Here is a 13719-nt window from a genome sequence, read left to right on the forward strand (position 1 = left end):
GCAGCGGCGGCAGTGCCGCTGCGGGCAGTCAACCGCGATCCTGCTTACGCGCCGCGAGGATCGCGTCATATCGGCTCGACACCTCAAGCTTCGAGAAAATGTTGCGCAGGTTCCACTTCACCGTCTGCAGGCTGAGATTGAGGGTCAGTGCGATGCGCTTGTTCGACATGGACTGCTCCAGCAGTCCGAGAATTTCCCGCTCGCGCTTGGTCAGCAGCGAGTCGACCCGGCTGACCGCCGCACTCTCCGTCGCCAACTGCACCTGCGCCTCGGCAGACTCTCCTGACAGGCCGGCGAGATAACCGTCCAGCTCGGTATCGCCGCTCGTCCCCAACCTCGCCAGCAACCCGCGCAACGGTTCTCCTTCATCGATGAAGGTGCGCTGCAACCCCAGACGATATCCCATGGCCAAAGCCGCGCGCAGGCACTCGCGCGACTCCTCCTCACGCAGCGACTGAGCCAGTGCCAGGGCGCGCAGCACTTCGGTCTGCACGCGCCACAGCCCTCGGCTGTAGTCGGCGGCCAGGTGGTCGGCCTCGTCCAGCACGCGCAAGGCCATTTCCGGCTGGCGGCGAGCCATGGCGACCCGCGCCGTGGACCATACGCCAAGCACGGCGACTTCCGCCTGGTGCGGGCCCGGCTGGCACTGGTCGCGACGCAGGTCATCAAGGTTGACCTGCAGGGTTTCGGCGAAACGCCAGTCACCGCCCGCCAGCGCAATGCGAATCTGCTCCGCCAGCATGTGCGCGACGCCCCGCTCGTAGCCAAGAGTGCGGAAGTCCTCTTCCTTCTGCTTGAAGTAGGCCAGCGCCTGCCGCGGCCCCTCCTGCAGCCATTGCAGACGACCGTGGCAGCGGGCCAGGTTGATCATGTACTGCGGCGCGGAAAGCCGCAGCACATCCAGGCGGTTGGCCAGCGCCTCGCGGGCGTCGTCGAGACGGCCCAACTCGTAGAACACCGGGGCGACCTGGGCCGCCAGACTGCAGGCGCTCACCGATCGGCGCCCGTGCACCATCTCGGCTTCCAGCAGCAGCCGGGCGCCAGTACGCTCGGCCTCCAGCATGTTGCCTTCGTAAAGCGACACCATGATCGACGAGGTCATGGCGATGAAGGCCATTTCGTCCTGGCTCTGGCGAACGGCCCGCGCCAGCGTCGAGTGGCCAAAGCGCCGCGCCTCGGTATAGCGCCCCGCAGAGGCCAACCCGTTGACGTAGACGCTGTAGCGAACCTGCTCGAGAAACGCATTCTCCAGCGCGGTGCTCGCCAGCGGGGTGAGCAGGCTCAGGCTTTCTTCCGGGTCGTCTCGCTGCAGGGCCAGCGCCGCACGGATCAAGTCCAGTTGCACCGACCACCGCTGCCCGTGTTCGGTCCGCCCCAGGGCGGTGACCCAGGCTTGGGCCTTTTCGATGCGCAGGGTCAGCACGCAGGCCCAGATGCCGAGCAGGAACAGGTCCGGATGATTGAGCAGGGAGTCCTGCGGCACGCGCTCCAGCCAGTGCATGAACTGGTTGAGCTGGGTGATGTTGTTCAGCGGCGGCGGCACGCGGCCCAGCAGCTCCACTACATAGTCGAAATCACAGGTCAGCAGTGCGTGGCTCATCGCCTCGCTGACCAGGCCGGCGGCTTCGAACCACTCGGCGGCGCGACGGTGCAGAACGCGCTGGTCGACAGCGGTGCGGTCCAGGCGCAGGGTGAGGAACTCGACGAACATCGGGTGCAGCCGGAACCAGTGATGCTCACCGGGAACGTCCACCGGCAGCAGGAACAGGTTGCGCGCCTCGATACCGCGCAGCATGTCCTCGGCATCGGCGGCCCCGGTGACGAACTCGGCGACCTCGACGTTGATGCGCCGCAGGATGGAAAGCTTCTGCAGGAACTCCAGCAGCTCCACCGGCAGGTCCGCCAGCACGTCCTCCACCAGATAGGCGCCCAGCTCGGCGCTGCCCGATGTAGTGGGCAAACGTCTACGTGGATTGGCTTTCAGGGAGATCGACAGCAACTGCAGACCGATCGGCCAGCCGTTGGTCTGCTCGTGCAGCGCGTGGGCGGCATCGACGTTGATGGCCGGGTCCAGGTTGGCGCGCAAAAAGGCATGCGACTCGCGGAAATCGAAGGTCAGCTCCGCGCAGTCGAGCTCGCACAGATCGCCGCGCGCACGGCACCGCCCCAGTTGCAGTTCCGGCGCCTGGCGGGTGGACAGCACCAGATGCAGGTTGTGCGGCGCGCTGTCCAGCAGCGCCTGGATCAGTCGGGCGATGCGCGCGTCAGTGGCCAGATGAAAGTCATCGACAATCAGGTACAGCTCGTCGCCAATGCGCGCCAGCTGGTTGATCAGCAGGGCCGGAATCAGCTGCGCGCCTTCGTCCAGCACGCTGGCCGGATAGACCTCGGTATCGTCGAGCACCCCGGCCTGACGCAGCGACCCGACCAGGTTCGCGTGGAAAGCCTCGAGGCTGTTGTCGTCGGCTGACAGGGTCAGCCACACCACAGCGGCGCCCTCCTTCAGCAGAGCCTGGCGCCACTGCGCGAGCAGGGTGGTCTTGCCGAACCCCGCACCGCCGGTGACCAGGAACAGCCGGCTGTGGCCGGCCTCCTGCAACCGCTCGAGCAGATGCTCGCGGGGGACGCAGTGACTGCTGATGCGGGGTGGCGCGAACTTGGTGCTGAGCATCATGGTGGGGGTCGCCGTCATCTGCTGGAGGGAAGTCCCGGGCCTGCGGCCGTACCAGGCATCGTGAGCAATGGCGCGCGAGCTGTCCAGACGACGGCACGCACACTCCGACCGATCGCTGACGGATCGGGTAACCCGTCGATTCAACCATCCGCGCCGATCGCCCACCCCACTCCATTCGAGCGGGGTGGGTGGGCACGGCGTGCCGCGCACCATCGAGGCCTGGCAGTCGGGAAGGGAGTGGACCGCGCGTCCGTCCCGTTCCACAGGAGGGGGGCGCGCCAGCCGGCCCGTTACCTAGCATGGTCGCTGTTCTCGACACCACAAGGAGTCCTGTCGTGCCCCACCGTACCCCCCTGCCCCGCCCGACTGGCGAAGGCCTGCCGATCACCTGGCGCGCGGACCAGCCGGACCGCGACGCCAGCGCCTTCCTGCGCATGCTGAACCTGGCTACACGCGTCAAACCCTTCGACGCCTATTCCCTGGAGGACATCCGCGAGCTCTGGCGCCTGACCACTCTTGCCCTGAGCCATCGGCCGGAGCTGCCCAGCGTTCACCAGCACCATTTCGAAGGCCCCGGCGGCCAGCTCCTGGTGCGGGTCTACAAACCCCGCGAAGACGATATTCCGCGCCCGGCCTTCCTCTGGGTGCACGGCGGCGGCTTTATGGTCGGCGGCCTCGACACGGCGGACTCGATCTGCCGCAACATCGCCCTGGAGGCGGATTGCATCACTGTCGCGCTCAGCTACCGGCTGGCCCCGGAACATGGTCTGGACGCCAGCCGCGAGGACTGTCTGGCCGGCCTGGACTGGGTCATCGAGCACGCCCAGGAGCTGGGCATCGATGCCAGCCGGTTGGCCATTGGCGGCGAATCGGCCGGCGGCAACCTCGCGGCTGTGATGGCCCAGGAAGCCCGGCGACGGGAGCTTGAGCTGGCGCTGCAGGTGCTGGTCTATCCCGCTACCGAACTGGAAGAGTCCTTCCCGTCCCTGCGCGAGAACGTCGACGGCTACATGATCACCGCCGACATGCTCGGCCATATCCAGCGCACCGTCGCCGGCGCCGTCAGCCATCTGGACCTGGGTTCTCCCTGGCTATCGCCTCGGCGCGAAAGGAACCTGAGTGGCTTGACGCCCGCCGTCGTGGTCAGCGCCGGCTTCGATCCGATCCGTGACGATGGACTGGACTACACCACACGGCTGCGCAAGGCCCAGGTACCGGTGCAACTGCTGCACTACCCCGGGCAGTTCCATGGCTTCCTCAATTTCGATGCGATCAACGGCGCCGCCGCCGACGCCCTTCGGCGCATCGCCACGGCGCTGGTGCAGGCCTTCGCTGGCGAACACCCCGACGTCACGCTGGAAATGGCCGACCCTGCGTCGGATCGCAGCCTGCTTGGCGAAGGTCGCGCCACCACCCTGAACCTGTGGAACGCCACCGACGGCTGGCGCGACGCCCTGCTGACCCGCGTCAACCCGCGCCTTGCCCGCGTCACGCGCTGGGCCCTGCGCCCGTATGCGGCCACGACCCTTCCCCTGCGCCGCTGCCTGCAGGACGAGGCATCGCACCAGGCGGTACAAACCTATCCCGCCAGTGCCTGACCCCAGGAGAGACCAGCATGCCGACGTCACGCTTTCCCGATCCGTTGCAGTTGTGCCGCGAAGCGCTGAACAAACTCGAGAGCGGTATCAACGGGCTAGCCTCACGCAAGATGGAATCGCCCGAGTTCTCCCAGACGGTTTCTTCCTGCACCCGCGTGTCCAGCGGCGCGCGTTATCTGGCGGAACGCTCGGTCGCCCGGCTGCTTGAGCGCCTCGACCTGCCGAGCCGACAGGAACTGCAGTGCCTGGCCGATGCGGTGCGACGCATAGAGGACAAGCTCGGCCAACTACTTCCCGAGCAGGTACCCCAGTCCCTTGCACCTCGCCCGCCGCGCAGTCGGCGGCCCTTGCAAATGGAACCTGGCGAGGCGCTGTCGAAGGCCCGGCAACGGGCCAAGCGACCCGCCGCAAAACCCAAGGGGAGGTCCTGAACGATGCCCTTCCAGCAAAGCTTCACGGAGCGCCTGAAAACCGAAGCCCGGCGAATGCTGCAGCGCCGGCGTAACGCCCTGAACTACCTGAGTTCCCCCGGCCCAGCCGTTGGTGAAACCCCCAGGCGCCTGCTGTACCGCCGTGGCACCCTCGGCCTGTACCACTACACTCCCATCGCGGACGAGGTGTACCGGGTGCCGGTGCTGCTGGTCATGGCCACGACCAACCGCGCCTACCTGTTCGACCTGACCAAGGGCCAGAGCCTCATCGAGTTCCTCCTGCACCGCGGTTACGACGTCTACGTCATCGACTGGAATCCGCCGACCCTGGCCGAGCAGCACCTGAAGATCGAGAACTACGTACTCGACTTCCTGCCGGACTGCATGCGCCGTGTGCAGCGGGATGCCGGCGTGGAAGACGTCACCCTGATCGGCTACTGCATGGCGGGAATCCTCTCCTGCCTCTACGCGGCGCTGCACCCGAAGGGGCCGCTGAAGAACCTGGTGTGCTTCACCACGCCTATCGACTGGAGCCGGATCACTTGGGCTCGCGCCCTGACCAACCCGGACAATTTCGACGTCGATGAGCTGGTCGAACGCCTGCCGATCATTCCCGCGAAGATGATCCAGGACGCCTTCGACCTGCTGCGCCCGGCCGGTCGCGTCGCCGGGCAGATCCGCCTGTGGGACAACTTGTGGGACGAACAGTACGTCAAGGGCTACCGGATGATGACGGGCTGGGGGGCCAATGGCCTGCCGCTGGCCGGCGACTACTACCGGCAGATCGTCAAGGAACTGGTGTGGAAGAACGGCCTGGTCGAGGGCACCCTGCGCCTCGGCGGACGGCCGGTGCGCCTGGAGGCTATCACGGTACCGCTGCTGCACGTGCTGGCCGAGCACGACAGCCTGGTGCCGCCTGCCAGCGGGGAAGCGCTGATGACGCTGGCCGGCTCCACCGACAAGGAAGAACTGATCATTCCCGGCGGCCACGTCAGTCTGGTCGCCGGCCCCTCGGCCATTAAACGCATGTGGCCATCACTGGATCGCTGGTTAGGGAAACGCTCCGTATGAAAAAGCCTGCTCCCCGCTCTTATCCACGACGTCTCGACCTCAATGGCACGGCGGTCGACTTCCGCCTGATGACCGCGGACGATGGCCCCGCGCTCAGCCAGTTCATGGCCGAGCTGCCAGTTCACGACCTGTTGTTCGTCCGACGCAATGTCAGCCATCCCAAGGTCATCAAGGCTTGGCTGGACGCACTGGGCCATTCCGTTACCAGCCTGGTGGCCTATGACGACGACCAGTTGGTGGGCTGCAGCGCCGTGGTGGTCGACAGCTGTTCCTGGTCACCCCATGTCGGCGACCTGCGCATCCTTGTGGCACCGCAATGGAGGGGGCACGGTCTCGGCCGGGTGCTGATCAGGGAATGCGTCAACCTGGCGGTTGACCAGGGACTCGAGAAGCTGACCGTGCAAATGACGGTGGACCAGAGCGCTGCGATCAACGCCTTCGAAAAGCTGGGATTCCAGCCCGAATCAGTGCTGCGCAACCACGTGAAGGATCACGACGGCCACACCTATGACCTTGCCCTGCTGAGCCTGGAAGTCAACGAGCTGGTCGCCCGAGCTTCCGGCAGGGGTATGGCCACTGCGATGAGCGACTAGAAAAAAGGGCAGCTCAAGCTGCCCTTCTTGTTGGCACAACGGACCTAGGCGATGTTGCGCGAGTGCTTTTCCCAGAAGGGCTTGCGCAACTCGTTCTTCAGTACCTTGCCGACGCTGGACAGCGGCAGATTGGTGCGAAATTCCACACTGCGCGGGCACTTGTAGCCGGCTATGCGCTTGCGGCAGTGCTCGATGATCTGCTCCGTCGGCACCTCTTCGCCCGGCTTGAGGATGACGATGGCATGCACGCTCTCGCCCCACTTGTCTGACGGGATGCCGATGGCCGCGCACTGGGCGACGGCGGGATGGCTGGCGATGGCGTTCTCCACTTCGGCCGAATAAACGTTTTCGCCACCGCTGACGATCATGTCCTTGAGGCGGTCGACGATGTAAACGAATCCTTCATCGTCCATGTAGCCGCCGTCCCCGGTGTGCATCCAGCCATTGCGCAGTGCCTCGGCGGTGGCTTCGGGTTTCTTCCAGTAGCCCAGCATCACCTGCGGTCCGCGAACGGCGATCTCCCCCACCGTGCCCGTCGGCACCTCATTACCCTCCGCGTCGATGATGCGTACTTCGGCGCAGGCCACCGGCCGCCCGGCGGAGTACATCTTGCCGCTGGCCTGGTGCTCGGCGCAGTGGTACTGGGCATCCAGCATGGTGCCGCCGGTGGTCAGCTCGGTCATGCCATAGCCCTGAAAGAAGCCGGCTGCCGGGAAGGCCGGACAGGCACGGTTCAGCAGCGCCGGCGAAATCGGCGAGGCGCCGTAGATGACATTGCGGATATGTCCCAGAGGGACCTGGGCGAGTTCCGGGCTGGCATCGCGGGCATCCAGCATCATCTGGATCATGGTCGGCGCCAGCATCACATCGGTGACGCCTTCGGCCAGGATAGTGCGCACAGCTGCCTCGCCACTGAAGGCCGGCAACGGAACGTGCACGCCGCCGCTGACCATCAGCCCGTACATTGCGGAGAAGTCGGCCAGATGGAACATCGGCATGGCGTGCAGGAACACCGTCTCCTGGCGATAGAAGTCCTTTGACATGGCGGCGTAGCTGGCGAAAGCCAGGTTGTTGTGGCTGATCATCACGCCCTTGGGGAAACCGGTGGTACCGCCGGTGTAGAAGATCCCGAGCAATGCATCACCGCCTCGGCGAACGTCTTCCACCGGGGCCGCGCTTGCCAGCAGTCCCTCGTAGGACAACATGCCGGGCGGGGTTTCGCCGTCGCCGGCATAGATCACCGCACGGACGCTGCCGGCGCGCTCGGCGACCGTCCGGCCGACCTCTGCGAAGGCGTCGTCGACGATCAGCAGGGTCGATTCGGAGTCGTCCAGCGAGTAGAGGATTTCCGCGGGACTCCAGCGGGTATTCACCGGGTTCAGCACGCCGCCGCCCCAGGGCACGCCGAAGACGTATTCGATGTAGCGTTGCGAGTTGCGCGACAGCATCGCCACACAATCGCCGTTGCCCATGCCGAGCTTGTGCAGCGCCCCCGCCAGGCGTGCGATGCGGTTATGCAGTTCAAAGAAGGTGACGCTGCGGCCCTGGTAGCGGACGGCAGTCGCGCCTGGGCGCTGCTGCAGGTGACGATGCAAGCCCTGGGTGATGTACATGTCGTTCTCCTGTCTTGTTCTTGTAGGGAGTGCGTGTCGCAGGATGGCACTGGCTGCCCTTCCTTGCGCGCCAGTGGCGTGCGCTCCGTCGGATAGGCAAGGAAGCGAGACCGGGTACTGGCTTTCACCCTTCCCGTCCTTGAAATGCACTGAACGGTGGCGCCCAGTAGACGCCACCGTTCTTTCCTCGCCAGGGCCCTCGTTACAGCGAACGCCCGACCAGCTCGCGCTGGATTTCGTTGGCCCCGCCGTAGATGCGCGCCACCCGCGAATCCGAGAACATTCGCGCAATCGGGTATTCGTTCATGTAGCCGAAACCGCCGAAGAACTGCAGGCAGCGGTCTACCACCTCGCACTGGCGATCGGTCAGCCAGAACTTGCCCATGGAGGCCATGGTGGTATCCAGGGTGCCGTCCACCCAGCGCTGCACGATCAGGTCGCAGAAAGTCCGCGAGGCCATGACGATGGCCTTGATCTCGGCCAGCTGGAAGCGGGTGTTCTGGAACTCCAGGATCGACTTGCCGAAGGCCTTGCGCTCGCGGGTGTAGTCGACGGTGAGGGTGAAGGCCCGTTCCATGGCCGCCGCCGCTGCGATGGCGATTTCCGCGCGCTCGTAGGGCAGTTGCTGCATCAGCTGGTAGAAGCCCTTGCCCTCGACACCGCCCAGCAGGCTGCTGGCCGGCACTTCGCACTCGTCGAAGAACATTTCCGAGGTGTCCTGGCCCGGCAGGCCAACCTTGTCCAGGCACTGCCCACGGATGAAGCCCGGCGTCCGGGTATCGACGATGAACAGCGAAATGCCCTTGGAGCCCTTGGCCTCGGTGTCGGTCTTGGCGATCACCACCACCATGTCGCTGTTCTGGCCGTTGCTGATGAAGGTCTTCGAGCCGCTGATGACGTACTTGTCGCCCTTCTTCACCGCGCGGGTACGCACGCCCTGCAGGTCGGAACCGGTGCCCGGCTCGGTCATGGCGATGGAGGTGATGATCTCCCCGGAAGCGATGCCCGGCAGCCACTGGCGCTTCTGTTCCTCGGTGCCGCTGGCGAGGATGTAGTGCCCGACGATGTGGTTGATGCCCAGGGCGATGCTCACCGAACCGGCATAGTTCAGCTCCTCCATGACCACCGCGTAGTAGGCCGGCGAGCCGTCGACGCCGCCATACTCGGACGGCATGTCCGGCAGGATCATGCCCATCTCGCCACAGGCTCTCCAGGCTTCGCGGTCGGAGCGATGCTGTTCGCGCCACTTGTCCTCGTGGGGCAGCAGCTGCTCGCGGATGAAACGACGGACGCTGTCGCGGAAGGCATCCAGGTCGGCGTCCATCCAGGGGGAACGGTAGTTTTCCAGTCTCATCTCGATACCCTCCGTCAGACCGTGCCGAGGCCGCCGCCACAGACCAGCACCTGGCCCGAAACGTAGTTGGATTCGGGCAGGCAGAACAGGTACACCGCGCCTGCCGCTTCATCCGGAGTACCCGGCCGACCCAGCGGACACATCTGCTTGCCCGCTTCGATCGCCGCGGCCTGGATGCCGACCTTGATCTCGCGGCCCTCGATGGTGACCGTCTTGCTGTTCTCGCCGGCCAGCGCCTGGGTCATGCGGGTTTCGATGTGGCCGAAGGCAACCGCGTTGACGTTGACGTTGTAGCGCCCCCACTCCCGGGACAGGGTCTTGGTCATGCCCAGGATGCCGGCCTTGGCAGTGGAATAGTTGGCCTGGCCGGCGCTGCCGGCGGCGGCAACGGAGGAGATGTTGACCACCTTGCGGTAGACAGCCTTGCCTTCGGCGATTTCCTTCTTGGCCATGGCGCTGATGTGCGGCTGGGCCGCACGCAGGATGCGGAACGGCGCGGTCAGGTGGCAGTCGATGATGGCGTACCACTGCTCGTCGGTCATTTTCTGGATCACGTTGTCCCAGGTGTAGCCGGCGTTGTTGACGATGATATCGATGCCGCCGAAGCTCTCCAGTGCGGTCTTGACGAAGCGATCGGCGAAGTCCACCGCGGTGACGCTGCCGATGCAGGCCACGGCGTCGCCACCGGCGGCGCGGATTTCCGCCACCACCTCTTCGGCCGGCCCTGCATCCAGATCGTTGATCACCACCCGCGCGCCTTCGGAGGCCAGTTTCAGCGCCACGCTACGGCCGATGCCGCGACCGGAGCCGGTCACCAGCGCCACTTTTCCTTCAAGCTTGTGCATGTCGTTCTATTCCTGCAGTGAAATGGGTCGGATGGGAACTCAGGCCAGCGCCACGACGGCTTCGCCGATGACCTTGGGCTCGCCGTACTGGTTGGCGCACTGGATCTCCAGGCGCACGCGCTTCTCGCCGTGCTGCTCGAACTTTTCCGCTACCCGCCCGCTGAGGTGCGGGATGTGGCCCAGTTGGGTGATGCCGACGAAGCGCACCGCCAGCCGGCGCAGTTGCGGCTGCGGCACCCAGTGGGTGAGCAGCCGGCCGAGGTAGGCAACCGACAGCATGCCGTGGGCGAACACATCGGGCTGGCGGGCCTTGCGGGCGAAGTCGATGTCGATGTGGATCTGGTTGTGATCGCCCGAGGCGCCGGCGTAGAGCGCCAGCATGGTGCGGTTGATCGGGCGCAGCTTGAGCAGCGGTAGCGTGTCGCCGACCTGCACGTCGCTGTAGAGAGGAGTGTTCATGGGCGGCTACCTCAACGCTGCACGAGGGAGGAACGGATGTCGGCCACGTGATCGCCATCCTGGTTGGTGACACGGGTTTCCTGGACCACGAACTGCAGCGCCCCGCCCTTCTTCTCGTAGACATCGACGATGCGCGTATCGAAGGTCAGCACATCGCCGGCGAAGGCCATGCGGTGGTAGTCGAACTCCTGCTCGGCATGCAGGATGCGGCCGAGGTCGAAGCCCAGGATGTCTTCGACGATGGACTGGGCATTGCGGCCTTCGCTTTCCAGGCACATGAGGAAGGATGGCGGCACCGGGATGCCCGGGTAGCCGTCGGCTCGTGCAGCCTCGTCATCGAAATAGACCGGATCGGTCTCACCGATCGCCTTGGCAAAGAAGCGCAGGCGGCCTTTCTCCACCTCGCTGGAGGTCACCCCGGTGGAGCGACCGATCAGAGATTTGTCTGCCATGCCCGCCTCCTCAGCCACGCCCGTACAGGGTGACGACGCCAGCGCCACCCAGGCCGAGGTTGTGCTGCAACGCATGCTGCAGGCCCTGCACCTGGCGCTTGTCGGCGGTGCCGCGCAGCTGATGGGTCAGCTCGTAGCACTGCGCGAGGCCGGTGGCGCCCAGCGGATGCCCCTTGGACAGGAGACCGCCGGACGGATTGATCACCACCTGGCCGCCGTAGGTGTTATCACCGTCCATGACGAACTGCTCGCCCTCGCCCACCTTGCAGAACCCGAGGCCCTCGTAGGTCAGCAGTTCGTTGTGGGCAAAGCAGTCGTGAAGTTCGCAGACACGGATGTCTTCCGGCCCCACACCGGCCTTCTCGTAAACCTCGTAGGCGGCGTCGTGGGTCATGCCGACACCGACGATGTTGATCATCGACGGCGGATCGAAGGCTTCGGGTTTGTCGGTGGCCATCGACTGGGCCAGGATGGTCACGTCGGTACGCAGCCCGTGCTTGCGCGCGAAGCGTTCGGAGACCAGGATCGCCGCGGCGCCGCCACAGGTCGGTGGGCACGCCATCAGGCGTGTCATCACGCCTTCCCAGACCACCTGGTCGGCCATCACGTCCTCGGTAGTGACCACCTTGCGGAACACCGACATCGGATTGTTCGCGGCATGCCGGCTGGCCTTGGCGCGGATGGCCGCGAAGGTTTCCATGCGGGTGCCGTACTTCTCCATATGTTCCTTGCCGGCCCCGCCGAAGAACATCAGCGCGCCCGGCATGCCGACGCCCTCGGGGAATGCCCTGGCGGCGGCCTCGAAGCCCTTGCCGGTGGTGATCGGGCGATCGGTCCAGTGGTTCTTCAACGCGCCGGGTTGCATCTGTTCGAAACCGAACGCCAGCGCGCAGTCGACCATGCCGCTCTCCACCGCCTGGCGAGCCAGGTAGAGTGCAGTGGAGCCGCTGGAACAGTTGTTGTTGACGTTGATGACGGGAATGCCGGACATGCCGACTTCGTACAGGGCCGACTGGCCGCAGGTGGAATCGCCGTAGACGTAGCCGGCGTAGGCCTGTTGCACTTGGTCCAGGTTCAGGCCGGCATCCTTCAGCGCGAGACGCACGGCTTCGGCGCCCATCTCGATGTAGGAGCCGCTGGCGCCGGGTTTGGCGAAGGGGATCATGCCCACCCCGGCTACATAGGTTTTCTGCGACATCGCGCTCTCCAGTGACTGTGAGTGAAGGGGCGCGCCAGGACCGGCGCACCTTGCAGCCATGGTCTTGCAAGCCGGCCGGGCTGTATCCCGCCCAGGAGGAGTGGGAAACCCACCCCTTCCCGCCCCTCAGGCGATAGCGCCGGCCGCGCGCAGCGTGGCGATGGCCGTGTCGTCCAGGCCCAGCTCGCGAAGCACCTCGATCGTCTGTCCACCATTGCGGCCACGGGTGCCCGCCGTGGCGGGCGTACGGCTGAAACGCGGCGCTGGACCCGGATAAACACCTTGCTCGTCGTGTATGAAAGTCCCACGGGCGCGCAGATGGGGATGGTTCGGCGCCTCGGCGAAATCGAGCACCGGAGCGAAGCACACATCCGTGCCTTCGAGCAGTTGGCTCCACTGCTCGCGGGTGCGAGTGCGGAAGATCGTTTCCAGCTTGCTGCGCAGGCTTGGCCAGCGCGAGCGATCCCATTGCTGCTCGAACTCCGGATCGTCGATCTCGCAGAGCTCCAGCAACTGTCGGTAGAACTGCGGCTCGATGGAGGCGATGGAGATCAGGCGACCGTCGGCGCAGGTGTAGCAACCATAGAAAGGGGCACCGCCATCGAAGATATTGCTGCCACGCTCGCGCCATTCGCCCTGGCGGCGGAACTCGTAGTACATCGTCGACATCAGCGCCACGCCATCAGTGATTGCCGCGTCCACTACCTGCCCCTTGCCGGAGCGCTGTGCTTCGAACAGCGCAGCCAGTACACCAGCTACAAGGAACAGCGCGCCGCCACCCATGTCACCTACCAGGTGCAACGGCGGCGTCGGCTCGCGGTCCGCGTGCCCCATGGCGTGCAGGGCGCCGGTCAGGGCGATGTAGTTGAGGTCATGGCCGGCCACCGGGGCGAGGCTGCCGCTCTGCCCCCAGCCGGTCATGCGCCCGTAGACCAGGCGCGGATTGCGCTGCAGGCAGACTTCCGGCCCCAGCCCCAGGCGCTCCATCACGCCGGGGCGGAACCCCTCGACCAGCACATCGGCGCCATCGATCAGCGCCAACAGAACTTCGGTTGCCCCGGGCTTGCGCGGGTCAATGGCGAGGCTGCGACGGCCCCTGCCGACCACGCTGTCGTCGCCATTGAGAAAGCCCGAGGTCAGGCGGTCCACCCGGATGACTTGTGCCCCCATGTCCGCCAGAATCATCGTGGCGAACGGCGCCGGGCCGATCGCATTCATCTCCACTACCCTGACGCCCGCCAAAGGCCCGGCCATGCCATGTCCTCTTTTATTGTTCTGATATCGCCGCAAGGGCGAACAACGGCGTATGCCGCTGCGAAGAGGAACACTAAATGGCATCGGGGCAGGAGCAATCGCTCGAATGGCTGAGGCAGGTTGATTCTTCCCGTGGCAAGGTTCGAGCCGCGTGGCACACTGCGCGCAGCCCCTGAT

12 protein-coding genes are annotated in these 13719 nt (G+C 65.6%); 4 read left to right on the plus strand and 8 right to left on the minus strand.

All coding sequences use genetic code 11. The features are described from left to right. Positions 1-28: 28 nt before the first annotated feature. Entirely contained in the window at positions 29-2692 is a 2664-nt protein-coding gene (locus tag IB275_RS17905) for a winged helix-turn-helix domain-containing protein (RefSeq protein ID WP_192294726.1), read from the minus strand. Positions 2693-3009: 317 nt separating this feature from the next. Between IB275_RS17905 and IB275_RS17910 the strand changes: the two genes are divergently transcribed. The 4 genes from IB275_RS17910 to IB275_RS17925 are packed head-to-tail and all read left to right on the plus strand — an operon-like array spanning position 3010 to position 6367. Further along, the gene (locus IB275_RS17910; protein ID WP_192294727.1) at positions 3010-4272 is read left to right on the plus strand and encodes an alpha/beta hydrolase; all 1263 of its coding nucleotides are present in this window, start codon (positions 3010-3012) and stop codon (positions 4270-4272) included. Positions 4273-4289: 17 nt separating this feature from the next. Further along, positions 4290-4703 (plus strand): hypothetical protein, encoded by a 414-nt coding sequence (locus tag IB275_RS17915; RefSeq protein WP_192294728.1) that lies wholly within the window; start codon positions 4290-4292, stop codon positions 4701-4703. Between the two features lie 3 nt (positions 4704-4706). Further along, the gene (locus IB275_RS17920; protein WP_225607781.1) at positions 4707-5774 is read left to right on the plus strand and encodes an alpha/beta fold hydrolase; all 1068 of its coding nucleotides are present in this window, start codon (positions 4707-4709) and stop codon (positions 5772-5774) included. After that, positions 5771-6367: a GNAT family N-acetyltransferase gene (locus tag IB275_RS17925; protein WP_192294729.1), complete on the plus strand. Its 597-nt coding sequence runs from the start codon at positions 5771-5773 to the stop codon at positions 6365-6367. The genes IB275_RS17920 and IB275_RS17925 overlap by 4 nt, the downstream gene beginning before the upstream one ends. A 44-nt stretch (positions 6368-6411) precedes the next feature. On the opposite strand, the gene IB275_RS17930 is transcribed toward IB275_RS17925, so the two are convergent. The 7 genes from IB275_RS17930 to IB275_RS17960 form a co-directional block, all read right to left on the minus strand. Beyond that, complete coding sequence (locus tag IB275_RS17930; RefSeq protein ID WP_192294730.1) at positions 6412-7980, minus strand: long-chain-fatty-acid--CoA ligase; 1569 nt, start codon at positions 7978-7980, stop codon at positions 6412-6414. Between the two features lie 202 nt (positions 7981-8182). Continuing rightward, positions 8183-9334: an acyl-CoA dehydrogenase family protein gene (locus tag IB275_RS17935; protein WP_192294731.1), complete on the minus strand. Its 1152-nt coding sequence runs from the start codon at positions 9332-9334 to the stop codon at positions 8183-8185. 14 nt (positions 9335-9348) lie between these two features. Further along, entirely contained in the window at positions 9349-10179 is an 831-nt protein-coding gene (locus tag IB275_RS17940; protein WP_081518236.1) for an SDR family NAD(P)-dependent oxidoreductase, read from the minus strand. A gap of 39 nt (positions 10180-10218) precedes the next feature. Next, the gene (locus IB275_RS17945) at positions 10219-10638 is read right to left on the minus strand and encodes a MaoC family dehydratase (RefSeq protein WP_192294732.1); all 420 of its coding nucleotides are present in this window, start codon (positions 10636-10638) and stop codon (positions 10219-10221) included. Positions 10639-10649: 11 nt separating this feature from the next. Next, positions 10650-11090, minus strand: coding sequence for a MaoC family dehydratase N-terminal domain-containing protein (locus IB275_RS17950; protein WP_192294733.1), 441 nt, complete (start codon positions 11088-11090; stop codon positions 10650-10652). Between the two features lie 10 nt (positions 11091-11100). Continuing rightward, positions 11101-12288, minus strand: coding sequence for a lipid-transfer protein (locus tag IB275_RS17955; protein ID WP_192294734.1), 1188 nt, complete (start codon positions 12286-12288; stop codon positions 11101-11103). 126 nt (positions 12289-12414) lie between these two features. Next, entirely contained in the window at positions 12415-13542 is a 1128-nt protein-coding gene (locus IB275_RS17960; RefSeq protein ID WP_192294735.1) for a CaiB/BaiF CoA transferase family protein, read from the minus strand. Positions 13543-13719 lie beyond the last annotated feature (177 nt).

This window comes from Pseudomonas sp. PDM21, from assembly GCF_014852505.2.
Taxonomy (GTDB): Bacteria; Pseudomonadota; Gammaproteobacteria; order Pseudomonadales; family Pseudomonadaceae; genus Pseudomonas.